Annotated in this window: 21 protein-coding genes and 1 pseudogene; 9 read left to right on the forward strand and 13 right to left on the reverse strand. The window is 73.7% G+C overall.

Annotated features, from left to right (window positions below):
* Positions 1-448: 448 nt before the first annotated feature.
* From ABT112_RS31940 to aceA, 3 genes are all read right to left on the reverse strand, one after another.
* Complete coding sequence (locus ABT112_RS31940) at positions 449-1,318, reverse strand: 3-hydroxybutyryl-CoA dehydrogenase (protein ID WP_351515289.1); 870 nt, start codon at positions 1,316-1,318, stop codon at positions 449-451.
* Positions 1,315-2,913: a malate synthase A gene (gene aceB, locus ABT112_RS31945; protein ID WP_351515290.1), complete on the reverse strand. Its 1,599-nt coding sequence runs from the start codon at positions 2,911-2,913 to the stop codon at positions 1,315-1,317. The genes ABT112_RS31940 and aceB overlap by 4 nt, the downstream gene beginning before the upstream one ends.
* Before the next feature lie 223 nt (positions 2,914-3,136).
* Complete coding sequence (gene aceA / locus ABT112_RS31950; RefSeq protein ID WP_351515291.1) at positions 3,137-4,420, reverse strand: isocitrate lyase; 1,284 nt, start codon at positions 4,418-4,420, stop codon at positions 3,137-3,139.
* A 378-nt stretch (positions 4,421-4,798) separates the two neighbouring features.
* Between aceA and ABT112_RS31955 the strand changes: the two genes are divergently transcribed.
* Positions 4,799-6,205, forward strand: coding sequence for a short-chain fatty acyl-CoA regulator family protein (locus tag ABT112_RS31955; protein ID WP_351515292.1), 1,407 nt, complete (start codon positions 4,799-4,801; stop codon positions 6,203-6,205).
* On the opposite strand, the gene ABT112_RS31960 is transcribed toward ABT112_RS31955, so the two are convergent.
* On the reverse strand, positions 6,178-7,122 hold the full coding sequence (locus tag ABT112_RS31960) for a helix-turn-helix transcriptional regulator (protein ID WP_351515293.1): 945 nt from the start codon (positions 7,120-7,122) through the stop codon (positions 6,178-6,180). The two genes, ABT112_RS31955 and ABT112_RS31960, sit on opposite strands and share 28 nt — an antisense overlap.
* A 256-nt stretch (positions 7,123-7,378) precedes the next feature.
* Here ABT112_RS31960 and ABT112_RS31965 point away from each other — a divergent pair, with 256 nt between their 5' ends.
* Entirely contained in the window at positions 7,379-8,551 is a 1,173-nt protein-coding gene (locus ABT112_RS31965; RefSeq protein ID WP_351515294.1) for an MFS transporter, read from the forward strand.
* 59 nt (positions 8,552-8,610) lie between these two features.
* Here ABT112_RS31965 and ABT112_RS31970 read toward each other — a convergent pair whose 3' ends face one another.
* Both ABT112_RS31970 and ABT112_RS31975 read right to left on the reverse strand, forming a co-directional pair.
* The gene (locus tag ABT112_RS31970; protein WP_502975511.1) at positions 8,611-9,345 is read right to left on the reverse strand and encodes a phosphotransferase; all 735 of its coding nucleotides are present in this window, start codon (positions 9,343-9,345) and stop codon (positions 8,611-8,613) included.
* An 88-nt stretch (positions 9,346-9,433) separates the two neighbouring features.
* Positions 9,434-10,678 (reverse strand): RNA-guided endonuclease InsQ/TnpB family protein, encoded by a 1,245-nt coding sequence (locus tag ABT112_RS31975; protein WP_351515296.1) that lies wholly within the window; start codon positions 10,676-10,678, stop codon positions 9,434-9,436.
* Positions 10,679-10,822: 144 nt separating this feature from the next.
* On the opposite strand from ABT112_RS31975, the pseudogene ABT112_RS35490 reads away from it, so the two are divergent.
* A pseudogene (locus ABT112_RS35490) lies at positions 10,823-10,909 on the forward strand (IS200/IS605 family transposase); the annotation flags it as partial.
* A 523-nt stretch (positions 10,910-11,432) separates the two neighbouring features.
* Here the strand turns inward: ABT112_RS35490 and ABT112_RS31980 are convergent.
* The 3 genes from ABT112_RS31980 to ABT112_RS31990 form a co-directional block, all read right to left on the reverse strand.
* On the reverse strand, positions 11,433-11,819 hold the full coding sequence (locus ABT112_RS31980) for a hypothetical protein (protein ID WP_351515297.1): 387 nt from the start codon (positions 11,817-11,819) through the stop codon (positions 11,433-11,435).
* Positions 11,820-12,193: 374 nt separating this feature from the next.
* Positions 12,194-12,967 (reverse strand): guanitoxin biosynthesis heme-dependent pre-guanitoxin N-hydroxylase GntA, encoded by a 774-nt coding sequence (gntA, locus tag ABT112_RS31985; protein ID WP_351515298.1) that lies wholly within the window; start codon positions 12,965-12,967, stop codon positions 12,194-12,196.
* A 389-nt stretch (positions 12,968-13,356) separates the two neighbouring features.
* Complete coding sequence (locus ABT112_RS31990; protein WP_351515299.1) at positions 13,357-14,079, reverse strand: hypothetical protein; 723 nt, start codon at positions 14,077-14,079, stop codon at positions 13,357-13,359.
* 322 nt (positions 14,080-14,401) lie between these two features.
* Between ABT112_RS31990 and ABT112_RS31995 the strand changes: the two genes are divergently transcribed.
* From ABT112_RS31995 to ABT112_RS32015, 5 genes are all read left to right on the forward strand, one after another.
* On the forward strand, positions 14,402-15,049 hold the full coding sequence (locus tag ABT112_RS31995; RefSeq protein WP_351515300.1) for a Crp/Fnr family transcriptional regulator: 648 nt from the start codon (positions 14,402-14,404) through the stop codon (positions 15,047-15,049).
* A gap of 132 nt (positions 15,050-15,181) precedes the next feature.
* Positions 15,182-16,075: a hypothetical protein gene (locus ABT112_RS32000; protein ID WP_351515301.1), complete on the forward strand. Its 894-nt coding sequence runs from the start codon at positions 15,182-15,184 to the stop codon at positions 16,073-16,075.
* A complete protein-coding gene (locus tag ABT112_RS32005; protein WP_351515302.1) occupies positions 16,072-18,153 on the forward strand; it encodes a hypothetical protein in 2,082 nt (693 codons plus the stop codon). Before ABT112_RS32000 ends, ABT112_RS32005 begins: the two co-directional genes overlap by 4 nt.
* Positions 18,150-19,103 carry a hypothetical protein gene (locus ABT112_RS32010; protein WP_351515303.1) on the forward strand — a complete coding sequence of 318 codons (954 nt, stop codon included), beginning with the start codon at positions 18,150-18,152 and terminating at the stop codon, positions 19,101-19,103. Before ABT112_RS32005 ends, ABT112_RS32010 begins: the two co-directional genes overlap by 4 nt.
* Entirely contained in the window at positions 19,100-19,645 is a 546-nt protein-coding gene (locus ABT112_RS32015) for a Pycsar system effector family protein (RefSeq protein ID WP_351515304.1), read from the forward strand. The genes ABT112_RS32010 and ABT112_RS32015 overlap by 4 nt, the downstream gene beginning before the upstream one ends.
* A gap of 218 nt (positions 19,646-19,863) precedes the next feature.
* On the opposite strand, the gene ABT112_RS32020 is transcribed toward ABT112_RS32015, so the two are convergent.
* The 3 genes from ABT112_RS32020 to ABT112_RS32030 all read right to left on the reverse strand — a co-directional run bounded on the left by ABT112_RS32020 (position 19,864) and on the right by ABT112_RS32030 (position 22,916).
* A complete protein-coding gene (locus ABT112_RS32020; RefSeq protein WP_351515305.1) occupies positions 19,864-20,550 on the reverse strand; it encodes an HAD family hydrolase in 687 nt (228 codons plus the stop codon).
* A gap of 154 nt (positions 20,551-20,704) precedes the next feature.
* Positions 20,705-21,190 carry an Lrp/AsnC family transcriptional regulator gene (locus tag ABT112_RS32025; RefSeq protein WP_351515306.1) on the reverse strand — a complete coding sequence of 162 codons (486 nt, stop codon included), beginning with the start codon at positions 21,188-21,190 and terminating at the stop codon, positions 20,705-20,707.
* Positions 21,191-21,413: 223 nt separating this feature from the next.
* The gene (locus tag ABT112_RS32030) at positions 21,414-22,916 is read right to left on the reverse strand and encodes an FUSC family protein (protein ID WP_351515309.1); all 1,503 of its coding nucleotides are present in this window, start codon (positions 22,914-22,916) and stop codon (positions 21,414-21,416) included.
* A 573-nt stretch (positions 22,917-23,489) separates the two neighbouring features.
* Here ABT112_RS32030 and ABT112_RS32035 point away from each other — a divergent pair.
* Positions 23,490-24,728, forward strand: coding sequence for a nitric oxide synthase oxygenase (locus ABT112_RS32035; RefSeq protein WP_351515307.1), 1,239 nt, complete (start codon positions 23,490-23,492; stop codon positions 24,726-24,728).
* Between the two features lie 86 nt (positions 24,729-24,814).
* Here the strand turns inward: ABT112_RS32035 and ABT112_RS32040 are convergent, their stop codons facing one another.
* Positions 24,815-25,744 carry a sirohydrochlorin chelatase gene (locus ABT112_RS32040; protein ID WP_351515308.1) on the reverse strand — a complete coding sequence of 310 codons (930 nt, stop codon included), beginning with the start codon at positions 25,742-25,744 and terminating at the stop codon, positions 24,815-24,817.
* Positions 25,745-26,089: the final 345 nt, after the last annotated feature.

Here is a 26,089-nt window from a genome sequence, read left to right on the forward strand (position 1 = left end):
GCCCGACACCCCGACGCCGGCATACCGGCGTCGGGGTGTCGGGCCGTCGAGGTGTCACCCGTTCCCGGCGCACCAGGGGCGGGTCAGCGCCGCTTCAACCACGTGAACGCGCCGAAGGCGAGGCCGATCGCCAGGACGGTGACGAGCACCGCCGTGATCTTCTCGCCGGTGCTCAGCATCCCGATCATCTGCAACTCCTCGCGGTGTGTGGCGGAGTGGGCCACACGGCTTCTCCAGGGGGTGAGAGGCGCTGCGTCGTGCGGTGGTTCCCACGGGACGCCCGCGGCTCGCATGAGGGCGGGAGGCGCCGCGCCCGGTGCCTCCCGCCCTTTCTCACGGCGGCCGCCGGTCCCTCAACCGGTGGCCCGCCGGCTCGCGCGGCCCGCTCGCCCCCCGGCCTCCGGAGCACCGGGGCGTGGAGGACTCAGGCCCGCGGAGCACCGGGTCCTCAGGCGTCGTCGTACCTGTGGAACCCGCGTCCGGTCCTGCGGCCCAGCAGCCCTGCCTCCACCATGCGCTGGAGCAGGGGCGGGGGTGCGTAGAGGGGCTCGCGGAACTCGTCGTAGAGCGACTCCGCGATGGCGGCGACGGTGTCCAGGCCGATCAGGTCGGCGAGTTTCAGGGGGCCCATGGGGTGGGCGCAGCCCTGCTCCATCCCGGCGTCGATGTCGGCCGCGGTGGCGAACCCGGACTCGGCCATCCGCACCGCCGCTAGGACGTACGGAATGAGCAGGGCGTTGACCACGAAGCCCGCCCGGTCCTGGGACCGGATCACCGACTTGCCCAGGGTCCGGGTGACGAAGTCCTCGGCCGCGGCCACGGTCGGGGCCGAGGTGTGCAGCGAGGTCACCACCTCCACCAGCGGCAGCACCGGCACCGGGTTGAAGAAGTGCAGTCCGATGACCCGGTCGGCGCGGCCGGTCGCCCGGCCGAGCCGCATGACGGGGAGGGAGGACGTGTTCGTGGCCAGCACCGCCGACGGATCCTCGACGATCTTGTCGAGCGCGGCGAAGACCTCGGTCTTGGCGTCCTGGTTCTCCACGACCGCCTCGACGACCAACTGCCGGTCGGCCAGGTCCGTCAGGCTGCCGGTGCAGACGATCCGGGTCAGGGCGTCGTCGGCCGCGGGCCGCCCCAGCTTGCCGCGGCGCACCGCGCGGTCGAGGGAGGCCGAGATCCGTTCCCGCGCGGCGCGGGCGGCCACCGCGTCCACCTCGCAGAGCACGGTGTCGAGGCCGGACCGCGCGCACACCTCGGCGATCCCGGCCCCCATCTGCCCGCCGCCGACCACACCGACCCGCTCGATGCCGTGACTCATGACCCGGCCTCCGCCCGCCGCACGAGGTGGCGCGTATAGGCGTCCGGGGTGAAGAAGAGTGGCAACTCCGCTGCCAGCGCCGTCCGTTCGAAGAGCGCCCGCGCCTCGTCGACGGGCGCCCACGGGTGGGCGGCCCCCAGCGCGGCGGCCTCGTCGTCGAGGTGCCGCAGCACGGTCCCGCGGTCGACGGCGCGGTGGCGCAGCCACTGCCAGATCTGCACCCGGGCGATCTCGGCGGTGGCGGCGTCCTCCATCAGGCCGTCCACGGCGACCGCCCCCTGCCCGCGGAGCCAGGCGGCGAAGTACCGCAGCGCGACGCTGATGTTGGTGCGGATCCCTTCCGGGGTGGGCGGGGCGGCGATGCGACGCACCGACAGCAGGTCGGCGGCGGTGACGTCCACCTCGTCCCGGGTGCGGTCGATCTGGTGCGGCCGGTCGCCGAGGACGCCGTCGAAGACCTCGCGGCACACCGGGACGAGACCGGGGTGGGCGACCCAGGAGCCGTCGAAGCCGTCCTCGGCCTCGCGCTCCTTGTCCAGCCGGACCGTCGCGAGCGCGGCCTCGCGGGCCGCCGGGTCGCGGCTCGGCACCTGCGCGGCCATGCCGCCGATGGCGTGGGCCCCGCGCCGGTGGCAGGTGCGCACCAGCAGTTCGGTGTACGCCCGCATGAAGGGTGCGGTCATGGTGACCTTCGCCCGGTCCGGCAGCCGGAAGTCCGTGCGATGGCCGAAGGTCTTGATCAGGCTGAACAGGTAGTCCCAGCGGCCGGCGTTGAGGCCCGCGCTGTGTTCCCGCAGCTCGTGGAGGATCTCCTCCATCTCCACCGCGGCGGTGATCGTCTCGATGAGCACGGTGGCCCGGATGGTGCCGCGGGGGAGCCCGAGCAGTTCCTGGGCGTGGACGAAGATGTCGTTCCACAGCCGCGCCTCGTACCGGTTCTCCAGCTTGGGGAGGTAGAAGTACGGGCCGTGGCCGGCGTCGATCTGGCGCCGGGCGCAGTGGAAGAAGTACAGGCCGAAGTCGACGAGCGCGGCGGGGACGGGCCGCCCGTCGAATTCCAGGTGTTCCTCGGTGAGGTGCCAGCCGCGGGGGCGGACCACGATGGTGGCGAGCCGGCCGTGGTCGCCCAGCCGGTACTCCTTGCCCTCGTCGGTGGTGAAGTCGATGCGGCGCTCGACGGCGTCGAGCAGGGTGAGCTGGCCACCGACGATGTTGTCCCAGGTGGGGGAGGTGGCGTCCTCGAAGTCCGCCATCCACACCTGGGCGCCGGAGTTCAGGGCGTTGACGGCCATGCGGCGCTCGGGCGGCCCGGTGATCTCGACGCGGCGGTCCGTCAGGCCTGGAGCCGGCGGGGCGACCCGCCAGGACGGGTCGGCCCGCACGGCGGAGGTGACCAGCGGGAAGTCGAGCGGGGCTCCGGCCGAGAGGCGGATGGCCTGCCGGCGGCGCTCCTTGAGCAGCTCCCGCCGGCGCTCGCCGAACGCGGCCACGAGGCTGCCGACGAAGTCCAGGGCGGCGGGGGTGAGGATCTCGTCGTGCCGGTGGCCGGGTTCCGCGAGGACGCGGACGCGGTGGGTCAGTGCGCTGGTGGACATGGCGTTCTCCTGAACGGGGGAAGAGAGCGGGGGCGGGCGGAGACGGACGCCCGGCCCCCGCTCGGCCAGGGGGCCCGGCCGGACGGATGCACCCGGCCGGGCGGCCCGGGGCATCCGCCGGACCGGGCCGGACGCGGTCAGCGGCGCCGCGCCTCCTCGGCCCGGCGGGATCCGGCGCATCGGCCGCGGACAGGGCCTGGGGCCTGTCGTTCGACGACAGGGCTTAGTGGAACTGCTCCTCCTCGGTGGAGCCGGTGAGCGCCGTGGTGGAGGAGGCGGGGTTGAGGGCGGTGGAGACCTGGTCGAAGTAGCCGGTGCCGACCTCGCGCTGGTGCCTGACAGCGGTGAAGCCGTGCTGCTGGGCGGCGAACTCCTTTTCCTGGAGGTCGACATACGCGGTCATGCCGGACTCGGCGTAGCCGCGCGCCAGGTCGAACATGCCGTGGTTGAGCGAGTGGAAGCCGGCCAGGGTGATGAACTGGAACTTGTATCCCATGGCCCCCAGTTCGCGCTGGAACTTGGCGATCTGGTCGTCGTCCAGCGCGGCCTTCCAGTTGAAGGAGGGCGAGCAGTTGTAGGCGAGCATCCGGTCCGGGTACTGGGCGTGGATCGCCTCGGCGAACTCGCGGGCCTGCGCCAGGTCCGGGGTGCCGGTCTCGACCCAGATGAGGTCGGCGTAGGGGGCGTACGCCAGGCCGCGGGCGATGACCGGGGCCATGCCGTTCTCCACGCGGTAGAAGCCCTCCGCGGTGCGCTCGCCGGTGCAGAACCGGGCGTCGCGCTCGTCCACGTCGCTGGTGAGCAGGTTCGCGGCGAGGGCGTCGGTGCGGGCCACGATGACGGTCGGCACATCGGCGATGTCGGCGGCGAGCCGGGCCGCGTTGAGGGTGCGGATGTGCTGGGCGGTGGGCACCAGGACCTTGCCGCCGAGGTGGCCGCACTTCTTCTCGGAGGCGAGCTGGTCCTCGTAGTGGATACCGGCCGCGCCGGCGGCGATCATCGCCTTGGTCAGCTCGAAGGCGTTGAGAGGTCCGCCGAAGCCGGCCTCGGCGTCGGCGACGATCGGCGCCAGCCAGTCGGTGGTGTCCTCGCCGCCCTCGGCCGTGGCGATCTGATCGGCGCGCAGCAGCGCGTTGTTGATCCGGCGCACCACCTGCGGGACCGAGTTGGCCGGGTACAGGCTCTGGTCGGGGTAGGTGTGGCCGGCCTGGTTGGCGTCGGCGGCCACCTGCCAGCCCGACAGATAGACGGCCTGGAGACCGGCCTTGATCTGCTGCACGGCCTGGCCGCCGGTCAGCGCGCCGAGTGCGTGCACGTAGTCGAGTTCGTGCAGCTGGCGCCAGAGCCGCTCGGCACCGCGCCGGGCCAGGGTGTGCTCCTCGCGGACGCTGCCGGAGAGCCGGACCACCTCCTCGGCGCCGTAGGTGCGCTCCACGCCCTGCCACCGGGGGTCGGCGGCCCAGCGTCGCGCGAGCTCCTCGGCCGCTTGCGTCCTCGCCTCTGCCATGGTCGTCACCGTCTCTCTCGGTTGTCTTTGCTGCCAATCTCCGCGCTGATGCGCAATGGGTTGGCACTGTGTGTCGTGATCATGGGCGCGGCCTGCCGGACCGCCGCTGGGGAGAGCGGCGCCGTACTGTCGGCAGGGCGCGGCCACCGCCGGGATCTCCGACGTCAGGGCATGAATCGCGCCCGGTGGGGTGCGCCTGCTGCCGAAGGTCCGGCAGGCCGTGCGGAAAACTCTGACACTGGCACTGAGTGCCATCAAGGCGGGATGCCTGCCAACTTCTGCGAATCTTCACCCCGGGATTTGCCAACCTTGCGAAGGGTGCGTCGGCGGCTGACCGGCGTACGCTGACGTCCGTCCCGAATCACGGAGGAGCACGCGGTGAGCAAGACGTACGCGGGAGCCCGGCTGCGGCGGCTGCGCGAGGAGCGCCGGATGAGCCAGGTGGAGCTGGCCCGCGTCCTGGGCATCTCCCCGAGCTATCTGAACCAGATGGAGCACGACTCCCGCCCGCTCACCGTGCCCGTGCTGCTCAAGCTGACGGAGGCCTTCGGCGTCGACCCGGGCTTCTTCTCCGAACGCGACACGACCCGGCTGGTGGCCGACCTGCGGGAGACCCTGACGGGAGAGATCGCGGCCTCCCGGGTGTCCCCGTCCGACCTCGCCGAACTGGCCGCACGCATGCCCGCGGTGGCGCAGGTGCTCCTCGATCTGGGCCGCCGCAACCAGCTCCTCTCCGAGCGCCTCGCCGGAGCCGCCGACGGCCGGGACGGCGCCGCGGAGACGCCCCGCTCACCCCACGAGGAGATCCGGGACTTCTTCTACCGCCGGCAGAACTACCTGCACGACACCGACCTCGCCGCGGAACAGCTGGCCGGGGAGATCGGCATCCGCCCCGGCGACGTCCTGCCGGCCCTGACCGCCCGGCTCGCCGACGCCCACGGCGTACGCCTGTCCGGCGGGGCCGGTGACCGCCTGCACCACTACGACGGCACGACCCGCACCCTCCACCTGTCCGCCCGGCTGCGCCCCGGCCAGCGCGCGTTCCGCATGGCCACCCAGCTCGCCCTGCTCGAACACGGCGCGGAACTGGACCGCCGGGCCGCCGAGGACTTCCCGGCCGGCAGCCCCACCCACGCCCTGGCCCGGATCGGCATCGCCAACCACTTCGCCGCCGCCCTGATCCTGCCGTACCGGAGCTTCCACGCCGCGGCCGAGGAGTTCCGCTACGACATCGAGCTGCTCACCGACCGCTACGGCCTCGGCTACGAGACCGTCTGCCACCGCCTGAGCACCCTCCAGCGGCCCCGCCTGCGCGGTGTGCCGTTCTCCTTCGTCCGGGTCGACCGGGCCGGGAACCTGTCCAAACGCCAGTCCGCGACCGGTTTCCACTTCTCCCGCGCCGGCGGCACCTGCCCGCTGTGGAATGTCTACGAGGCGTTCGCCGCCCCCGGTCGCATCCACGTCCAGGTCGCCGAAATGCCGGACGGGCAGCGCTACTTGTGGACCGCGCGGGCCGTCACCCGTCACCGCGGGGGCTGGGGCGACCCCGGCAAGACCTTCGCCATCGGCCTGGGCTGCGAGATCCGCCACGCGCACCGGCTCGTCTACTCCGACGGGCTGGACCTCGACAGCGCCTCCGCCGCCACCCCCATCGGCATGGGCTGCCGCGTCTGTGAACGCCTGGAATGCCCGCAGCGCGCCGCGCCGCCCCTCGGCCGCACGCTCCACATCGACCAGCACAGCGGCACGTTCGTGCCCTACCCGGTACGGCCTGCCGCACCCTGACCCGCCGGGGCGCCGGGCGGCACCGGCAGCGTGCCGGCCGGAAGAGCGGCCGGGGTGCCGCCCGGCGCCGACAGCGTGCGCAACGCGCCCTCGGTGGCGTCGTCGTCGGGCAGATACGCCAGGAAGTGGTGGCCCGGCTCGTCGACCGCGGCCAGCTTCACGTACCGCAGGCGCAGATCGCCGGCGGTCGGGTGCCTGAAGTGCCGTACCGCGGGATGGAATCCGGACGTCTCCCGCCGCCGGTACCAGCGCGCCGCGTCCGGGTCGGCCAGCAGTGTGCCGATCAGCTCGGCGAACCGCGGGTCCTGCGGCGACCGCGCCGCCCGGGCGCGGAACTGCCCCAGCAGGGCACGGGCGTCCTGCTCCCAGTCGGCGAGCAGGGTGCGGGCGGCGGGCCAGTGGAAGACCAGCCACAGGAGGTTGCGCTCCCCGGGGCGGAGCCGGGCCGGATCGGTCAGGAGAGCGGCGTACGCGTCGTTCCACGCCAGCAGGTCCCAGTGCGGATCGAGGACCACCGCCGGATGCGGCGCCATGGCCCGCACCAGGCTGTGCAGATTGCGGGACACCCAGGTGGGCGCCGCGGCGGGCGGCCGGTGCGCCGCCAGGAACGACAGCACGTGCGCGCGCTCCGCGGGGTCCAGCCGCAGCGCCGTCGCGACCGCGCGCAGCACCTGCTCGGAGGTGCGGACCCGGCCCTGCTCCAGCCACGTGTACCAGGACGTACTGATTCCGGCGAGACCGGCGACCTCGGTGCGCCGCAGCCCCGGTGTCCGGCGGCCGGGAGTCTCCGGAAGCCCGACGTCCGCCGGTGCGAGCCGCTCCCGGCGCGAGCGCAGAAAGGCCCCGAGCTCGGCCTCGGGGGTGGCGTGGGGCGTTCGCGCGGATCGGACGGGGCCCGACGGCCTGCCGCGTGCCATGGTGCCGGTCCTCCGGGTCGTGGACGTCCGCTGCGGGGCACCGGCGTGCCCCGCACGGGCCGTCGGAGCCGGGAGGGGCCGGTCCGCGCCGGGCGTGCGCGGGGGCTCCGGGCGCCGGTCTCCCGACTGCCTGTCAGCAAGGGTAATAGCCGGCGACACCCGCGCCGGCGGGCCCGGTGCTGAACTGAGATCAACTCCACGGCACATGTGCGGAGTTCACCCGACCTCGTCGAAGCCCGGAAGGCATGCCCGACCCATGTCCACCACCCTCCCCTCACCGGCGGCGACCCGCCTGCCGCGGTCCGCCCTGCGGCTGCTGCGCACCGCGGGATTCGTCAGCAACTTCGACCGCTTCTGCATCGCCCCCATGCTGGTGCTCATCGGCCCGCGGCTGGGCGCCCCGCTACCGACGGTGGCCCTCGCGGCCGGCGGCTACTACCTCGCCTACGGCCTCATGCAGCCGGTGTGGGGCCTGGTCAGTGATCTCCGGGGCCGGGTGTGGGCGATGCGGGTGTCGCTCGGCGGCGCGGCCGTTGCCGCCCTGGCCTCCGCGGCGGCGTACAACGCCCCGGTGCTCATCGGGGCGCGCATGGCGGCCGGCGGCTGCTTCGCGGCGGCGATCGCCGCGTCCCTGACCTACGTCGGCGACACGGTGCCCGCGGCGGTGCGGCAGCGCCCGCTGAGCGAGCTGATGACCGCCTTCGCCCTGGGGACGGCGACGGCGTCCGTAGTCGCGGGCGCCTTGGCCCACTGGCTGAGCTGGCGGCTCGTCTTCGCCCTGCCCGGACTCCTCGCGGCCGGTCTGGCGGTGCGGCTGCGGCGCCTGCCCGAACCCGAACGGCAGCGGCCCCGCACCCCGTTGGCCCCGTTCCGTGCGGTGCTGCGCTCGGGATGGCAGTGGTACGTCATGGCCGTGGCCCTGCTGGAGGGAGCCGTCCTGCTGGGCTTCCTGACCTACCTGGCGCCGGCGCTGGAAGCGCGCGGAGTGCCGGTCCCGCTGGCGGGGGCGGTCGTGGCACTCTACGGGGCCGGGGCGATGGCGGCGGCGCGGCTCGTCGCGCGCCTGGTCGGCCGGTGGACACCGGTGCGCCTGATCGTCGTGGGCGGTGTGCAGTCCGGAGCGGCCCATCTGCTCGCCGGCTGGAGCCAGTCCGTCCCCGCCCTGGTGGTGTCGGCGCTGCTGCTCGGCGGCGGCTGGTCCTTCCTGCACTCCACGATCCAGTCCTGGGCGACGGCCCTGGTCCCCGCCGCCCGCGCCACCGGGGTCGCGATGTTCGGCGTCGCCCTGTACGTGGGCAGCGCCCTGGCGACCGGCCTCGCCGCGTCCACCGCGGACCACCACGCCTACCGGCCCCTGTTCTGGCTCGCCGCCGTGCTGACGGTGCCCCTGACGGTGGCGGCGGCCGCGGGGCGGGCCCGCTACCGGTGAGTGACGCGGATCCTGTCCGAACCCGGCCGCCGCCACCCGTCAGCCGCGCCGGCGGCCGGTCAGCAGCCCGCGTCGGTGTCCGCCAGCACCTGCCCCAGGGCATGGGAGGCCTGGCGGACCATGGCGGGGTCGGTGTCCCAGTAGTACGGGAGCGCCGTCACCGCCTGCGCGAGGGCCCAGCCGCGGCCGCGCAGCCAGGCGGCGGGCCCGGCGGCCGTCCGTGCGCGGAACGCGGCGCGGTTCGGGCCGGTGAACAGGTCCCAGGCGGGCAGCAGGTCGACGGCCGGGTCGCCGACGCCCAGACAGCCGAAGTCGATCACCGAGGAGAGCCGGTCGCCGGCGAGGAGGAGGTTGCCGGGCAGGAGGTCGCCGTGGATCCATGTCGCGGCGGAGGCGGGCTCGGCCGTCAGCGACTGCTCCCAGGACCGCAGCACGTGCGCACCCGCCACACGGTCGCCGAGCTCCGCCACGGCACGCCGCACGGAGGCGTCCAGGCCCGAGAGCGGCCCGCCCCGGGAGCCGTGGGAGAGCAGCGGACCGCCCTCGGCGGCCACGGCCCGCAGCGCGGTCACGAACTCGGCCAGAGCGGTGGCGACGTGCGGCGTGTCACCGGTCGTCGGCGTGGCGGCCTCGCCCGGCAGCCACGCGTACACGGACCAGTCGAAGGGATAGTCCCCGTCCGGCCGGCCCGCCGCCACCTGGGCGGGAATGGGCAGGGGCAGCCTCGGGGCGAGCACCGGGAGCCACCGGGCTTCCGTCACCGCCTGCTGCACGGCCCCGGCAACGCGCGGCATACGGACGGACAGGGCGTCCCCGAGACGGTAGACGCGGTGATCCGTGCCGGAGGACGGAACGGGGCGGACGGTTGACGTGCTCCCTGGCCTAAAGTCCAGGGATTCCGGCCTGGGTCGGTTGACCCTTCCGGGGGCTTCCTGCTTCACCGCGCTGTGCGGGCACATGTACCCGTCTTACCGGCGCTCCACAGGCGTTTGACGTCTCCACCCGCCCGGTGGCGACGATACGGCGTCCTTCGGTCAGGACGTTGCATGCTGCGTTGTGGTCACGCTCATGCGTGGTGCCACACCGGCCGCAGGTCCATTCCCGGATGTGCAGGGGTTTGGGGCCGTCCCGGAATCCGCAGGCCGAGCAGAGCTGAGAGGAGGGGAAAACCCGGTCCACTTTGGTGAAGGTGCGGCCGTGTTTGGCGGCCTTGTATTCCAGCATGCCGACGAAGGCAGCCCATCCTGCGTCGTGCACGGACTTGGCGAGCCGGGTGCGGCCGAGGCTGGCCACCGCGAGGTCTTCCACGTACACCGCTTGGTTGTCGCGGATGATCTGTGTGGATGCCTTGTGGTGGAAGTCCCGGCGCCGGTCGGTCACCCGTGCGTGCTGGCGTGCGACCTTGATCCGGGCCTTGGCCCGGTTCCTCGACCCCCTGGCCTTGCGGGACAGCTCCCGCTGAAGCCGCCTGAGTTTCTTCTCCGCCCGGCGCAGAAAGCGCGGGGCAGAGATCTTCGTCCCGTCGGAGAGGACGGCGAAGGCGGACAGGCCGAGGTCGATACCGGTGTCGGTCTCCGTGCGGGGGAGGATGTCGGGCTCGGTGTCGACGACGAAGCTGAGGAAGTACCGCCCGGAGCTGTCCAGGGTGACGGTCAGGGAGGTGGGCGTGGCCGGAAGCCGCCGCGACCACCTGACCTTCAGGTTGCCGACCTTGGCCACATACACCGTGCCGTTGGCCTGGAGGGAAAAGGCGTTGGTGTTCAGGCGAATCGACTGCCGGGTGTCCTTCTTCGACTTGTACCGCGGCGGCCCGACCCTCCGGCCCCGCCGCTTGCCCTTGAGACTGTCGAAGAAGTTCCGGTAGGCGGCATCCAGGTCGCGAAGGGACTGCTGCAGGACGACCGCCGACACCTCCGCGAGCCAGGAGCGTTCCTGGGTGCGTTTGGCCTGGGTGATGCGACGCTGGGACAGCTCCCCCGACGACACATACGGCAGCCCCGCCGCATGCGCCTCCTTCCGGTCGCGCAGACAGTCGTTCCACACCACCCGCGCACACCCGAACGCCTTCGCCAAAGCGCGACACTGAGAGGCATCCGGGTAGGCCCGGTAGTTATAGCGGAGCTGCATGACCGCGACGCTACAACGACTTGGTCTCGCGAATCAGGTGAATGACTACAGTCGTGGCAGGCATGTGGTTTCGGCGATGCACGTTCACTTGGTCTTTATGACCAAGTCCCGGCGTGGAGTGTTCGAACACGCGGTCATCAGCGGTCACCCTCGTACTTCGCCACATCCTGCGGTACAGCACCGTTGGCGATCATCCGCCACTACATCGAGCAGCAACAACACCCGTACTGACGTGCACGTCAGAGCAGCCTTGAGATGCATTCATCCCCGGAGTGAACGCCGGGGCTTTCTGCAAGAGCCCCGGTAAACCGGCCCAGTCGGGGAACTGCCCCGCCACGAGCCGGCGGACGAGCGCGGCGTCGGTCCGGACCTCATCGGGGTGCAGGGTGGTCGATTCCATCGGGTCATCATCCCAGCCGGGGGAGAGGCCCGTTCTCCGGTACCGTGCACGGTCGTTGAGGGGGCGCCGCTGTCGGCGGACGGGCTGGTGGCCGGCGTCTGGGGCAGGATCCTCCGCGATGGGGGAGCCCTTCGCACCGACCCGGCAGGTGGCCGACCGGGGCGGAGTGCTCGCGGCGTCGGTGCGGCACCGGTCGGAGAGCAAGCCGCGCCAGGCCCTCAGCCGTCCCGTCCCGTCCCGTGGGCCCTGATCAACGCCGCGTGACGGCGCCGAGGGGGCCGCGCCGGGCCTCCGGACGGGCGGGGTGCGCCGGAGGCCCGGCGGGCGGCCCGGGCCGGGCCACGAGCGGCCGGATCAGCCCCCGCCGCCCGGGCTCCTCAGCTCCTGGATCCGTCCGCCGACCTTCGCCCGGAGCCGCTCCAGCACGCCGGGCTTCCCGCTGACGGCCCACCGCGGGCCGACGAGGTACTTCCCGCCGTACATGCTCGCGCTGTCCAGCCAGGTCAGCTTGTACTTCTCCTTGGGGAAGGTGGTGATGAGGTAGTCGCCCGCCGTCGTCCGGCAGACCCCTTCCCGGAGCTCGTCCGCCTCCGTGCGGATGTTGACCTTGCAGCCGGCCAGCGCGGCGATCCGCTCCACCTTCGCGGGCGCGGGAGCGACGGCGCGGGGCTTGGGCCGCGGCCTGTCCGCCGTCCCGGAGCCGTCCGCCGTGCCACAGCCGGCCACGAGGGCGAGGGCCATGAGGCTCCCCGCCGCGGCCGCCGCGCGGCGTGCGCCGTGCCCGCCCTGCGGGCGCCGTCCGGTACGCCTTCCCCTGAGCACTTCGGCCACCCCACGTCTCCGTTCCGCTGTACCGCTGCCCTGCCCTGGGTCCGGTGCCGACCGGAGCCATCAGGGAGATACGGACCGGCGGCCCGATCCGCTCACCGGATTCCGCACCGGCCACAGACGGGACGCAGACCGGGCACGGGCCGGACGCGGACGGACGCAGACCGGGCGGGACCGGGGAACGGGCCCCGGCCGACGCGCCCCGGCGGCCGCACCCTCAGGGGTACGGCCGCCGGGGTCACGCCGGTGCCGAGCGATACACGCAGGAGCTCAGCACACGCAGGAGCTCAGCCCACGTGGGCGGTCAGCTCCCGCTCGGGCTCCCGCCCGGACTCGCGCAGCGCATCCCGCGCGGGCTCCCGGACGGGCGCCGGCTCCAGCTCCGGCTCCCGCACCGCGTCATGCGCCGTCTCGCGGGCCGAGAACGGGCACTGCCAGTCCGCGGGCTTCGGGCGGCCGGAGTACCGCCGGGCCTCGGACAGCTGCTCGTACTCGTGGAGATTGGGGTTGATGTTCCCCTGCAGCTTGATGTCCTGCTTGCGTATCTTCTCCGCGAGCCGGTCCCACATCCCGGCCCCCTTGATACGGGTGAACTGCTCGTGGGAGTTGAAGGCCAGCATCGGAAAGGGGGGCCGTCGGCCGAGCCGGACGTGCGTCTCGTGCAGGCCGATCACGAAGAACGGATGGCCCGCGACACTGAACGCGAACTTCCCGGACCCGGCGTCCGAGGAGTACCCCTCGGCCCAGCGGTGGGACTCCGCGTCGTACTCGTGGAGGTGCTGCAGCTGCTGCCAGAGCAGCCGCTCGAACTCCAGCTCGTCCACGCCGCGGGGCTCCGCGAAGGTCGCCACGAAGCTGGTGAACGACCGGGCGCTCCAGTCCGCCGAGCGCACATAGGCCTCGAGGTCACGCGCCATGAGCCGGGCCGCGTCGACATCGCCCAGCCGTTCGTAATGATGGTGAGCGATCCCGCCCTGGCGCCAGGCGGAGCGACCCGCCAGACAGGAGAACCTGTCTCCCAGCAAGAATTTCTCGACCTCACCACGTGCGTCCGCACTCATGGCCGGCCTCCTTCCCATGACATCCCTCCCCGAGGGAGATCAGCTCTTGCATACCGAGGCGACCGCTCCCGGGCCCCCGCGCGTGAATCCGTGCGTTCGCCCAGGCAGGAGGTTCGCCGGGCGGGCGCAGCGCGGTTTCACCGCGGTGTGGGGGAGAGGCACCACGGTGATTGTCACTGCGGAGGGCCGATCGACGAAATCCACCCCTGTGATTCGCCCCCACCCGGGCCCTTCGGATCACTGTCGGCGCAGTGAACAGCACCAAGGGTGATGCCGGGCGGGATCGGCGAGGTGTGATCGTGCGGTCTGTGCGGAGCATGCCACACGTATCGGTGGCGTGTACAAGTCAGTGGCGCCCGGGGTGCATACGGGTCCGCTGCCCGCGCCGCTCAGCCCGCGGCCGCCGCCGGACCCAGCCACAGCAGTCCCAGCCGCTGGGCCGCGGCCAGGGCGCCCGCGCACGAGCCGTAGTACATCGCGAACACCCCGACGAACACCAGGTTGCGCGGCACCTCCGCCAGGCCCGAGCCCTGTCCGAACAGCGCCGACGGCAGCCCCAGGAGCAGCGTGAACAGCGTCTCCGCGGCGATCGGCACGACCCACAGCGCCTGGGGCAGGCACAGTGCCAGGGCCCAGCCCGCGGTCCCCGCGGAGGACCGCCGGACGCAGAGCAGCACGGCGAGAATCACCGCGCACAGGACGTACGTCGCGGTCATGTCGTCCCACCGGGTCCACAGCCCGTCCGCCCACATCGCCACCGGATCGAGCGCGACGAACTCCTCCTGCGACGCGGAATCCAGCGCGTACCGCGCCACGTTGCCCATCACCAGCACCCCCGGGACCCAGGCGGTCAGCAGCGCCAGCAGCAGGGACGAGAGCAGAAGCAGGGCGCCGACCTGCGCCCGCGGCATACGGCTCAGCCGCGCCCGCCCGGCGCGCACCGCGCCGTTGGCCCGGAGCACCACCTGCCGGGTGCTGCGCACGGCCCCCAGCCAGGCCGAGACCAGCAGCAGGACTCCGAAGAGGGAGAAGGCGAGCCCGGGCCCGAAGGCGGCGAGCCAGGCCCACTTGAGGGCGTCGTCGGGTCCAGGTAACTCCGCCGCGATGTCCATGCCCCGACCCCCAATGTCGTTGAATCCGCAACGACATGCTACCGACCGGACGTCCGCCGGGTGACGCTTCGCAGCGGATTGCCCGTGGTCCGGTGACGGCCGCAAGGCGGCCGGTTCCACGGGGCGGTCGGCTCGGCGTCCGACGGGTCACCGGCCACCACGGCCCGTCTCTTCCCTGACCTGGCCCGCAGTCCCGGGTGTGCAGCAAGGATCCACGGGGGAAGGTCTCCGCCGGGGGCGGGCCCGCGCGCGGCGGTCCACGGCGCGCACTGCCCCGCCGGGGTGACGAACAGCCCGGAGAACTCACCGGGAAGGCCGTGGGGTGCTGTCCGACGACGTGTGGTGTGAACTGCGGGGCCAGGGAACGGTACGACGGTTCCGCGAGCGCAGCGTGATGCTGCGGCAGGGGGACCCGGGAACCCATCTGCTCGCGCTGACCGACGGCCTGGCGAAGGTCGTGTGCCGCGAGACCGACGGGGTCACGACATGGCTCGCCTTCCGCGGACCGGGTGATCTCCTCGGGGAGTTCTCGGTCTTCAACGGCACGACGCGGACGGCCGATGTGATCGCCCTCAGCCCGTGCACCACGATCGTGCTGGAGGCCCAGCGGTTCCGCCGGTTCGTCGAGGAGCGGGGACTCGTCATGGCACTGATGCGGCAGACGCTGGCCCGGCTGCGCGAATCGGACCTGCACCGGACCGAACGGCTCACCCTCCCCCTGGTGGTACGGCTCGCGAGGTCGCTCGTCCGGCTGGCGGAGCTGGCGGAACCCGTCACCGGCGCCGTGCCGTCGGGGCTGCGGCTGACCGGGCTGACGCAGGAGGAGATCGCGCAGTCCATCGGTGTCACCCGGAACGCGGTCATCAGCGGTCTGCAGCAACTCCGGGACACCGGAGCGGTGGAGACGGCCCGCCGCGTCGTAGTGATCAAGGACATGGCAGCCTTACGCCGCTGGGCGGCAGCGGAGTGAGGTCCTGACCTGTGACGGCCGTCACCTCCGGGGCGCCCTGTGGTGGGCACTCGCCCCGCTGACGCTCGCCGATGCTCGACACGAGCCGGCCGGTGGTGCGCCGCACCGCCCCGTCCCGTGAAGGAGCGTCCCATGCCCACCACTCTGCCCGTGCCCCATGCCGAGAGCAGGCCGCTGCCCGCGTACCGGGCCCTGTTCGCCGTCGACGCCAAGGACTTCACCGGCCTGCCCGCCGTGCTGCACGGACCGGTCAGCGCGCTGATCCCGGAACTCGTCGACCAGTCGCTCGAACGAGCCGGGCTGTCCGGCCTCAAGGACGCCAAGCGCTTCCCGGCCAGCACCGGCGACGGCATCGTCTTCGGCTTCGACCCCGCCCATCTCCCGTTCGTCCTCTGGCCCTTCCTCGGGGTGCTCGACGAGGTCCTCGGGGCCTACAACCAGCGCACCGTCGGCCCCCGCATCCGGCTGCGGGCCAGCGTGCACGTCGGCCCGCTCCCGGACGACGGCGGTCCGGGCGACGGCAACGGCACCGCACGCAACGACACCCACCGGCTGCTGGACTCCCGCCCCGTCAAGGCGATCCTCGCGGCCGCGAGCGAGCAGACCACCCACCTCGCCGCGATCATCTCGCACCGGGTCCACGAGGACGTGGTCCTCGGCGGCTACACCGGCCTGCACCCCGACCGCTGCATCGAGGTGCCGGCCACCGTCGACGGCAAGTCCTTCGCTCAACGGGCGTGGCTGTACATCCCGTCGCCGTCCGGGAACCTCCTCGGAGCCGGGCTCCCCGCCCGCGAGACCCCGCCCGCCCCGGCGACGGAGGAGACCCCCACAAGCCCTCCCGCGGAACGTCACGGAGGCAACACCCAGCACGTCGGCGAAGGCGTCGCACTGATGGGGGACATCGCCGGGGACTTCAGCTACACCGGACGCTCCACGACCCACCACGGAACGAACCAGCACTGGGGCAGCGGCGACAACGTCTCCGGCGACAAGCACGCCGGCGGCACGGGGGACCGCCGATGAGCGACGAGCCGAGCACCCTCCTCGACGCCCGGCCGGAGGGCCCGGGCGCGGCTGCGCCGGAGGCCCACGGGTACCGGAACCGGCAGCACGTCGGGCACGGGGTGGCCGTGGCGGGCGGTGTGGGCGGCGACTTCCATTACCACGCGGCCCCGGAACCCCGCGATGACTCCGTCTCGGAGGTGGTCCTGCGCCCCGAGTTCCGGGAGGGCCCGTACCCGGCGGAGGACGTCGCCCGCAGACTGCTGGGCTTCGCCGAGCCCGCCTCGTACGCCAGGTGCCGGGAGGCGCTGGGCCACCACCTCCTGTTCCTCGCCGCGGAGCGCGGCGCGGGGGCCGGCACCACCGCGTTCGCGCTGCTTCAGGAGCGGTGCGGGGCGGACCGCGTCACCGGACTGAACTCCGCCGAGGACCTCACCGCCTGGCAGCCGGGACCCGGCCGGGGCTATCTGCTGCGGTGGCTCGCCCCGGACGTGGCCGACAAGCTCGGCGAGGTCCCGGTGCGGGCGCTGTGCCACCGGCTGCGCGAGGCCGGATCCTTCCTGGTCGTCACGGTGGCGGCAGAGTTGCGCCTGCCGACCGACACGGCCGCCTGGCAGGTGAGGCACCTTCCGCCGAAGCCCTACGACGTGGCCTTGCTCCGGCTGCGTGCCCTGGCGGCCGAGCGGCGGCTCGCGCCCGAGCTTCTTCCCCTCGCGCTGGAGCACCTGGACCGGTCCGAGTTCCGCCGGTACCTCGGGACGAGCCCGCTGCCCGCCGTCGGCGTGGACGTCGCCGAGGAACTGCTCGAAGTCGTGACCTCCGGGCGGACTGTCGCCACGGCCCTGGAGAACCTCCGCCTCGGCGGGGTGCAGGAGGCGCACGCGGCGCTGGACGGGATGCGTGACCGGGCCGATCAACTGGCGCTCACCGCCTCGGTGGCCCTGCTGGAGGGCCTGGACCGTACGGTGATCGAGCAGTTCGCCGCGACGCTGCGCACCCTGTTCACCGAACGCGCCGCCATGGCACCGGCGCTCGCCCCGCCATTCGACGCCGCCCCACCACCGGCCGTCACCCCGGCGGAACGCCCCGATCTGCTCGGCCCCGCTTTCGAGGACCGCTGCGCCGAGATCGGAGCACAACCCGGTCCACCGCGCATCGTCTCGTCGGGCCGCTACCGGCACCGGATGCAGCCCGTCGCCTTCCGGGGCAGGCACCGGGCGGAGTCGGTGCTGCGGCGGATGTGGCTGGAACACGAAGGCATGGCGGAGCTGTTCTGGACCGGCCTGCACGCTCTGCCCTACCAGCAGGGAGCCGACCTGGCGGCCGGCCGGGCGATCGGCAGGGTGCTTGTGCACGCCACCGGCCCGCAAGCCCTGCGGCAGCTCCAGACCTTCGCCGAGGCGGACCAGCGGTGGCGCCGCCGGCTCGCGGCGTACGCTCTCGGTGAAGTCGCCCAGAACGCCGAGCTGATGAGCGGCGTGCAGGCGCAACTACGGCAGTGGGCCGGCGTCCGGGACGTCAACCGCCGCTGCACCGTCGCCGAGACCTGTGCCGGCAGCTACGGCCTGGCACGGCCCGCCGTCGCGCTGAATCTGCTGGACACCGTGCTCGACGGTCCCGACGAGGGCACCGAACCGCGACTGCGCGGCGCGGTCGTCTTCGCTCTCGGCGTCCTCCTCGGCGAAGAGACCAACCACCGGAGCGTTTTGAACCGGATCACCCAGTGGCTGACCGCGCCCGTCGGCAGCCTCCGGCACGCCTGTGCCGCGCAGGTGACCGAGGCGCTGTGCCTCACCGGCTTCCCCGAACCGTACCGGCGGGCCTCCCGGAAGCTGACTCTGGTGGACGTGATCGGCGACCACCCCGATCTGGCCCTGCCGCTGGTGATCGCGGCGCTGGATGCTCCGGCGTCCCGGACCGCCGCGGCCGAGGGACTCGCGGCCGTGGAGCGCGATCCCGCACTGTGCCGCCGCGCCGCCTTCGGCACCTTCCTCCGCGCGCTGGCGGACGCCTCCGCCGGACACCGTGGCGTCATCTCCTTCCTCCTCACCCGCCACCGGAACCGCGGCACCACCGCACCCGAAGGGAAGTCCGCATGAACCAGCCCCTCGTCGAGCAACTGCCGGCGGCGCTGCTGCGCCCCTCGCACCTGCTGCGTACTCTGCTGCGGCACCGCTGGTTCCCCCGGGACGACCGGGCCCTGGTGTTCCTGGCCGGCAACGGCGCGGGCCGGGCGGAGCCGCCGCGCGGCACCGGTCCCTGGTTCCACCCGCGCCCGGCCCTCTCGGCCGTGCTGCGCCGCGAGTTCACCTGCGTCTGCCGGGTCTCGCTCGCGGAGCGGGCGACCTGGGTGGACGTCCCTACGGGCACGTCGGCGGTGCCCCAGTTCTCCCGCTACGGCGTGGGCTGGCGGGTGAGCGACCCGGCCGGCGTCGTCCGGAGCCAGGTCACCGAGGAGTATGTGCCGCGGTGGATCGCCCAGCACATCGGCGACCACGGGACGGCACCCGACGGTCCCGGCCGGGACGGGCACGCCCCGCCGTGGTCAGGGGCGGCCCCGGGTGGCCCGTTCGGGCGCGAGCACCTGATCGACGGCGCGGGCATCACCTACTGGTTCACGGGGGCCGCACCAGGGCCTATGGGCGACTCCGCCACCGGCACGGCGCTCCCCCTGCCCTCGGTCTGGGGCGACGCGCACCGCGAGGCGTACCGCTTCTACCGCGACATCATCGGCGGCGGCCCCGTCGGCCTGGCCGCGCTCTGGCTGATGAGCCGGCCCGACCAGGCGAAGGACGTGCTCGACTGGACGGTGGCCCACCGTGACCTGCTCAGCGACCGGGACGGCTGGGAGCGGTCGCTGGCCTCGGCCCTGCAGGGCCTGACGGAGGGCGACCGTGGCTTCGTCGGGGCGCAGCTGGCACACGTGCTGCGCGACATCGGGGTGCCGCAGGGCCAGGAGACGCTGGACCGGATGCAGGCGGCCGGCGCCGGCCCGGACGGAGCGCACCGCATGAACGGGATGAACGGAACGCACCGGGAGCCCCGGTGAGCCGCCCGGCGAACACCCCGGCAGGAACCGGCCGTTGGTGCCGGAGCCGCCCACCGGACGGTCCGGGAAATACCGTCGCCGCGCTGTCGCGTGAGCTGATCGCACAGAACCAGCTCGAAATCGGCCGCGCCGACGGAAAGGCCGCCGTCCTGCTGGCGACCAGTGGTTCCCTGTTCGGTCTGCTGCTGATGCGGCGTCCCGACGCTGCGTCCTGGACGCTGCCCCTGTGGTGGAGCGCCCTGACAGCCACTGCGGCGTCCCTGCTGGTCCTGCTGTTGGCCCTCGTGCCGCGCAGGGCCGCGGCGCTGCGCGACGGCATGCAGGTCCTCGCCTACTTCGAGGACGTGGTGCGGGCGGAGAAGCAGGCCGGATTGCCGGCCGCGCTGGTCCGGTGCGGCGGCGATCCTCGGGCCCGGCTCGAGCGGGCCCTGGCGGGCACCAGCCGGGTCGCCCACATCAAGAACCGCTGTGTCCGGTGGGCGGTGCTTCTGCTGCTGCCCGCGGTGACCGCCATGGTCGCGGCCCTGGCCCCCGCGGCGTGAGCCGTGGACGCTTGACCGCACCGGTGTCCCGGCCGGATCCGGTCCGGCCGGGACACCGGACGGAACGCGGAGCCGAGCGGGCCGCGCGGCAGGGACGGCCCTGCACCCGGACGCGTGCGCACGGGTCCCACGGGCCCCGTGCGGCAAGAACGCCCAGCTGCGGTGACGGAGCCATGCCCGGCGCCGGACCGCGCGGGCGGAGGCCGGTGACCCCGTGCTCAGCCCGGCGAGGTCACCCAGTCGAAGGCGGTCCGGGCGTCGAACTCGCCCTGGCCGCCCGGGAAGAGCAGCCCCGCCGTGCCGAACTCCGGTACCCCGGCGGTCGACGGCAGATACGGAACGGCGACACAGCGCATCCCCGCCCGGTGAGCGGCCTCCGCCCCGGGCGGGGCGTCCTCCAGGACGACACAGTCCGCGGGCGGCGCACCGAGCCGCCGGGCCGCCTCCAGGAAGACGTCCGGCTCCGGCTTGCCGTGCGCAACCTCCTCCGCCGAGACCACCGTCGCCATCAGCCCGGCCAGGCCGGTGGAGGCCAGCACCGTTTCGATGGCGGCGCGGGAGGACCCCGACGCCACCGCCATCCGGATCCCGGCCGCGTGCAGGTCGTGCGCGAGCGTCCGCATCCGGGGGAAGGCCTCGGTCGACTCCCGGGCCAGGGAGAGATAGTGCCGGTTCTTCCCGGCGAGCAGCTCCTCGACCGGCGCTTGGATGGCGTACTCGCGGCGCAGTACCTCCAGGGTCTCCCGGGTGCCGATCCCGATGAACCGGGCGTGCTGTTCCCAGGTGAAACCGGTGACGCCGTACTCGGCGAGCAGCCGTCGCCCCGCCTCGTAGTAGTTCGGCTCACTGTCCACGAGGGTGCCGTCGAGGTCGAAGATCACAGCGGGTCCGCGGGAGGAACTCATGCCCCCAGCATGCCAAGCCGCCCCGTCCCCGCCCCAGGCCGTCCCGTCCCCGCCCCAGGCCGTCTCATCGCCGTCCCGGGCCGTCCTGTCGCCGCCCCTGGTCGTCCCGCCCGGCCGGCCATCGCCCGGCCCGCGGCAGGGCGGGGCCGACGGCTCAGCGGGGTCGCGCCGCCGCCCGGCCGACCGCGTCGACCAGCGGCAGCATCCGGTACGGCACCCGCTCCCGCAGCGCGACCTCCGTACGGGTCCGCACCACGCCCGGCAGCTGGATGAGCCGCTGGATGATGTCCTCCAGATGGCCGTTGTCCCGGGCCGCCACCCGCGTCATCAGGTCACCGCCACCGGTGATCGAGTACGCCTCGATGATCTCCGGGACCTCCGCGAGCGCGTCCCCGACCTCGTCCAGGTGCCCCTGGGTGACCTCGATGTGCACGAAGGCCAGCACCGGATGACCGAGGGCCGCGGGGGAGAGCCGGGGGCCCGTGCCGGTGATGACCCCGTCCCGCTCCAGCCGGGTCAGCCGGGCCTGCAGCGTGCCCCGGGCGACCCCGAGCACCCGGGCGTACTCCCGCACGCTGGTCTGCGGCTGCTCCAGCAGCAGCCGCAGGATGCGGGCGTCCAGCGCATCCACCGGAGCCATGGGCGGGGTTCTCCGTTCGACGAGGACGGACGGGGTGGGGGCATCCCGCGGGACAGTGCGGGAGAGCTGCCGCCGACTGTACCGACGGCCCGGTCGTGCGACGGCACCGGCGGCCCGACCGGACGACGCCCGACCGGACGACGCCCGACCGGACGACGCTGTCCGGACGGCCCGGCCGGTGACGCTGGTGCGCCCCCGGCCCGGTCCCCGCCGCGCGTAGGGATCAGGCTTCGGCCAGCGGCGGGCGCGGGCTGCCGAGCAGCGGCGCGGTCAGCCCGGCGAGCGCCTTCTCCAGGTCGTGCAGATGCGCCAGGGCCCGCTCCGCACCCGGGTGGTGCCGGGGCGCGGCCATCGCGGGGGTGCCCGCGGCGACGGGGCTCTCACCGGTCGGGGCCAGCGTGTGCAGCGCCGCCTCGACCCGCTGGCAGGCGGCGGTCAGCCGGGCGTCGTGCGAGGCGTCGGGATCGGCGGCGACCGCCGCCAGCCCCCGGGCCTGCAGCACGCAGTCGTCCAGATGAACCATGACCCGCCGGGCCCGCTCCCGGCGCTCGCGCAGCGGGCTCAGCGGATGCAGCAGCGGCGCCAGCGAGATCCGCACCTTCCCCAGGAGGAGCTCCAGCTCGGCGGCGTGCGGACCCGGGTCGGCGGACACGTCCCCGGACAGCCGGCGCGCGGACTCCGCCGTGCAGTGCCGGACCGACACCAGGGCCCGACGGATCCAGGCGTCGGTCGCCGCGTGGGTGGTGATGGGCAGGACGACGGCGATGGCGACGGCCGCGCCGAAGGCCCCGACCAGCGTCTGCTCCAGGCGCAGGGCCAGCAGGCCCGGGTGCAGGACGCCCAGCAGCCCGTACAGCAGGCTGGCCATGACCGTCACGAAGAACATCATCCAGCTGTACGAGGGCGCCGCGGTGTAGAAGATCCCGAAGACGCAGACGGCGACCAGGACGGCCGTCGGCACGGCCGCGCCGTGCAGCGGCACCGCGGCGACCATCCCCACGGCGATGCCCGCCAGCGTGCCCACGACCCGGCGGAAGCCGCGGACCATCGTCTCGCCGCGGGACGCCGTGTTCACGAAGATCCACCAGGCCGTGCCCACCGCCCAGTACCAGCGCTCGTCGGACACCAGCTGCCCGAAGCCGAGCGCCAGGGCGCAGGCCACGGTGCACTGGAACGCCTGGCGGGTGGTGGGGCGGTCCATGCCCCGGGCGGTCAGGGGCGCGGGCGCCGCGGGGGGCGGGCTGCCGCGCTCGATGCACCACAGGCCGAACCGGACCACGGAGGACACCACCAGGGCCAGGGCCACGGCCAGGTACAGCTCGGGCAGCTGCGCCGGGACGGCGTGCAGGAACTGCGTCATGAAGAACGTCATGAACGCGAAGATCCCCAGGGCGTGCCCGCGCGGGCCCCACCGGCGCGCGTACACCCCCGCCCAGACGACGGCCAGGAAGGCGGTGTCGCGGATCAGTGTGTGGTCGTGCAGCGCCGCCGCGACGGCCAGCACCGGGAAGCCCGCCACGGGCAGCAGCGCGGTGGTGACCGCCTGCCCGCGGACCGTGGCATCGGTGACGGTGAAGAGCGCCAGCAGCGCGGCGAGGCCGCCGGCGATCGCCGCGACGACCGACTGACCGGCCAGACCGGCGGCGGCCGCGGCCGGCGCGACGCCCAGAACAGCCCGCGCCGACGTGCGCAGCCGCACCCGGCCCGGATCCGGTGCCACGAACATCCTCTTCAGCACTGCTTCCGGCTCCCCTTCCGCCCTGCGATGACCGTGCAAAGAAAAAGGCGCCGCGGAATCCCGCAGCGCCATCGACGCCCCCATGAAAGCATTCGGCCACCCGCTGGCTCAAGGGAGTCCGAAAAGACTGGGCCAATGGCCCAATCCGGAGGCATTCTCACTGGACCGAAATGAGCCATCGGGCCAGGACCGAGGCCACAACGGCCCAGGAACCGGAACCTCCGCGCGGGGCCGGATCCGGCGTACCCACCCCACCCCGCACCCACCGGCCGGAGCCGCCACGTCGCCCCCGCCTGGAGCCGCCGCGTCGCCCCCGCCCGGACCCCCGCGTCGCCCCCGCTCCGGACCGGCGCGCCCACCCGCGCCCGAAGCAGCGCTCGCCCGGCCCGGCGCGCCGCCGTAACGCACCCCGATGCGCCCCCACGCACCGTCCCGACCTGCGGCGCCACCCCGCGGCCCGTGCCCCGGGCAGATGCACCGTGCAAGAACAGGGTGGATCAGCCCCCACGAGGGGTAACCCGGCCGCATCGCGCCGACGAACGGTATGCCTGGGGGTGGGTCATGCGGAGGTACTTACGCCGTGCGGACAGGGGAGAGGCGGAGGTGTACGGCCCCGGGCCGGACCCCCGCGACGAGGCCCGCGGCCGGCCTCCGGCGGCGCTCCGCCGAGGTACCCGGCCCGGCCCCCGGACGGGATCCGTCTGGCAGGAGGCCCAGGAGTTCCTGCGGCTGTACCACCGGGAGGAGCCCCGCGCCGGGGACGGGGAGAAACGTCTCGCCGAGGTCCGTGCGGAGATCGAGGAGCGGGGGACGTACCGGCACACGCCCGACGAGCTGGCCTTCGGCGCCCGCGTCGCCTGGCGCAACAGCAACCGCTGCATCGGCCGGCTGTACTGGCGCTCGCTCCAGGTCAGGGACCTGCGGCAGCTCGACGACGCCGCGTCGATGGCCCGGGAGTGCGTCGCCCATCTGCGGCTCGCGGCCAACGGCGGCCGGATCCGCCCGCTGATCACCGTCTTCGCGCCGGACGAGCCCGGCCGCCCGGGCCCCCGTATCTGGAGCGAACAGCTCGTGCGCTACGCCGGGTACGGCCCCGGCGGCTCCCTGGCGCACGGCGATCCCCGCAACACCGGCATCACCGCGCTCGCGCTGCGGCTCGGCTGGCCGGGCGGCCCGCGCACCCCGTTCGACGTCCTCCCGCTGGTCGTCCAGGGGCGCGGCGAGGAACCCCGGTGGTTCGCCCTCCCACCCGACGCGGTGCTGGAGGTGGCACTGGAGCACCCCGAGGCCGACTGGTGCGCCGAATGGGGGCTGCGCTGGCACGCCGTCCCGGCGATCGCCAACATGTGCCTGGAGATCGGCGGCGTGCGCTACCCGGCCGCGCCCTTCAACGGCTGGTACATGGGAACCGAGATCGGCGCCCGCAACCTGGCCGACACCGACCGCTACGACCTGCTGCCCCGCATCGCCGAGCGGCTGGGCCTGGACATCTCGACGGACCGTTCGCTCTGGAAGGACCGCGCGCTCGTCGAACTGAACCGGGCCGTGCTGCACTCCTTCGACCGCGCCGGGGTCACCATCACCGACCACCACACCGAGTCCCGGCGCTTCCTCACCCACATCGACCGGGAGCGGTGCCGGGGCCGGGAGGTGGGCGCCGACTGGGCGTGGATCGTGCCGCCGCTCTCCGGGGCCACCACCCCGGTCTTCCACCGCACCTACGACTCCACCGAGCGCCGTCCGGCGTTCGTCCACAGCCCCGGAGCCGGGGCCCGCGCCCGGGGCGAGTACCCGGGCTGAGTCCGGGAACGGCAGCGGGCCGGAACCCCGCCGATGCGGGGTTCCGGCCCGGGAGCCGTGCGCACGAGCCTGTTCGGGGAAGGCTGTCAGCGGGCTCCGGCGCTCTGGTTCTGCAGCGTGATGCCCAGCGCGGACGCGTACTGCGACAGCGCCAGCTTGCCGATCGCCGGGTAGGAGCCCAGCGCCTCGGCAGCCGAGCAGCCGGCCTCGTCGGCCGCGGCCTTCAGCAGACCGTCGGCGACCTCCGGGCCGATCAGATACGGCGCGAGCGCCAGCTGCGCCGAGCCGGAGCCGCGCAGCTGGTCGGCGGCGCGGGTCACCGAGCCGTCGATGTCCAGCGCGGCGGCCAGCACCGGCACCGCCAGACGGGCGGCGAGCAGCATGCCGGTGATACCGGCCGCCTGCACCGCCTCCTCACCACCGACGGTGGCGAGAATGATGCCGTCCGCGGCGGTGGCCACCGTGAACAGACGGGCGCGGTCGGCGCGCGCGAGCCCGGCCTCCGACAGCCGGACGTGCAGCGCCTCGGCCAGCAGCGGGTGCGGCCCGAGGACATCGGTCAGCTCCGCCGCGGTGCGGCTGTCCATGACGGCCTGGCGTATCCGGCGCATCAGGGCGCTGTCCGGGCCGGCCAGCAGCGGAACGACCACCGCGACGGGTCCGTCGTCGTCCCGGCGGGCGGGGGTCTCAGCTCCTTCCTCCTGCCGGGCGGCGGCCCGGGCGGTGCGGTCGGCGGCGGCGCGGGCCAGCACCGCGCCCAGCGACGGGAACTCCGCGTCGTCGCCGTCGACATATCCGATCTGGGCGTCCAGGCCGGGCAGCTCGGAACGCGCGATGCTCACCGCTTCCTCGGCCAGGCTCCGGGTATCGGGGCCAGGAGTGCCGGGAACGGCGAGAACGAGCGCGGGCGCACCCTCGGGAGCCGCCACCGGCTCCGGTTTGCGGTGTCGCCCTGGCTGGCGGGGACGCGGCATTCGTACAGGCAGGCCGGACGCCGGCCCTGTGGGGGTGCTCATGGCGCCGCATGTTAATCCCTTTGCGGCCTCGGCCGTTCGGGGAGGGGGCAAGCGTGCGCCGGTCGTCCCGATTTATCCGCCACCCCGATCAACACCCGCACCCCTGCGCCCTGTCGCACCCACGACAACCACCCCCAACCGACATCGGCGCACCGCCCGCCCACGGGAACAACCCGTGCTGGATGACGTGCTCGCGTCGGAGGCCGGGCGTCACGGTGACAAGCCCTGGGGGACGGGGCCCCTTGGAACGCCACCGGCGGGAGGGGGCGGGGCCGCAGGGGTGGGGGGTTCCGGAAGCTTCCGTGTATTTGTGGCCCCCAGGGCCGTAAATATACGTTCCGGAAC

The organism is Streptomyces sp. NPDC002055, assembly GCF_040296705.1.
In the GTDB taxonomy this organism is placed as follows: domain Bacteria; phylum Actinomycetota; class Actinomycetes; order Streptomycetales; family Streptomycetaceae; genus Streptomyces.

Bases quoted from the DNA above. Each gene is read 5' to 3' on its own strand.
- ABT112_RS31975 (WP_351515296.1), bottom strand. From the start codon at position 10,678: ATGCAGCTCCGCTATAACTACCGGGCCTACCCGGATGCCTCTCAGTGT.
- ABT112_RS31970 (WP_502975511.1), bottom strand. From the start codon at position 9,345: ATGCCGCGCGTTGCCGGGGCCGTGCAGCAGGCGGTGACGGAAGCCCGG.
- ABT112_RS31940 (WP_351515289.1), bottom strand. From the start codon at position 1,318: ATGAGTCACGGCATCGAGCGGGTCGGTGTGGTCGGCGGCGGGCAGATG.
- ABT112_RS32035 (WP_351515307.1), top strand. From the start codon at position 23,490: ATGCGGAGGTACTTACGCCGTGCGGACAGGGGAGAGGCGGAGGTGTAC.
- ABT112_RS32030 (WP_351515309.1), bottom strand. From the start codon at position 22,916: ATGTTCGTGGCACCGGATCCGGGCCGGGTGCGGCTGCGCACGTCGGCG.
- ABT112_RS31960 (WP_351515293.1), bottom strand. From the start codon at position 7,122: ATGGCACGCGGCAGGCCGTCGGGCCCCGTCCGATCCGCGCGAACGCCC.
- ABT112_RS31980 (WP_351515297.1), bottom strand. From the start codon at position 11,819: ATGGCCCTCGCCCTCGTGGCCGGCTGTGGCACGGCGGACGGCTCCGGG.
- ABT112_RS32025 (WP_351515306.1), bottom strand. From the start codon at position 21,190: ATGGCTCCGGTGGATGCGCTGGACGCCCGCATCCTGCGGCTGCTGCTG.
- aceB (WP_351515290.1), bottom strand. From the start codon at position 2,913: ATGTCCACCAGCGCACTGACCCACCGCGTCCGCGTCCTCGCGGAACCC.
- aceA (WP_351515291.1), bottom strand. From the start codon at position 4,420: ATGGCAGAGGCGAGGACGCAAGCGGCCGAGGAGCTCGCGCGACGCTGG.
- ABT112_RS32020 (WP_351515305.1), bottom strand. From the start codon at position 20,550: ATGAGTTCCTCCCGCGGACCCGCTGTGATCTTCGACCTCGACGGCACC.
- ABT112_RS32010 (WP_351515303.1), top strand. From the start codon at position 18,150: ATGAACCAGCCCCTCGTCGAGCAACTGCCGGCGGCGCTGCTGCGCCCC.
- ABT112_RS31965 (WP_351515294.1), top strand. From the start codon at position 7,379: ATGTCCACCACCCTCCCCTCACCGGCGGCGACCCGCCTGCCGCGGTCC.
- ABT112_RS32000 (WP_351515301.1), top strand. From the start codon at position 15,182: ATGCCCACCACTCTGCCCGTGCCCCATGCCGAGAGCAGGCCGCTGCCC.
- ABT112_RS32005 (WP_351515302.1), top strand. From the start codon at position 16,072: ATGAGCGACGAGCCGAGCACCCTCCTCGACGCCCGGCCGGAGGGCCCG.
- gntA (WP_351515298.1), bottom strand. From the start codon at position 12,967: ATGAGTGCGGACGCACGTGGTGAGGTCGAGAAATTCTTGCTGGGAGAC.
- ABT112_RS32040 (WP_351515308.1), bottom strand. From the start codon at position 25,744: ATGAGCACCCCCACAGGGCCGGCGTCCGGCCTGCCTGTACGAATGCCG.
- ABT112_RS31990 (WP_351515299.1), bottom strand. From the start codon at position 14,079: ATGGACATCGCGGCGGAGTTACCTGGACCCGACGACGCCCTCAAGTGG.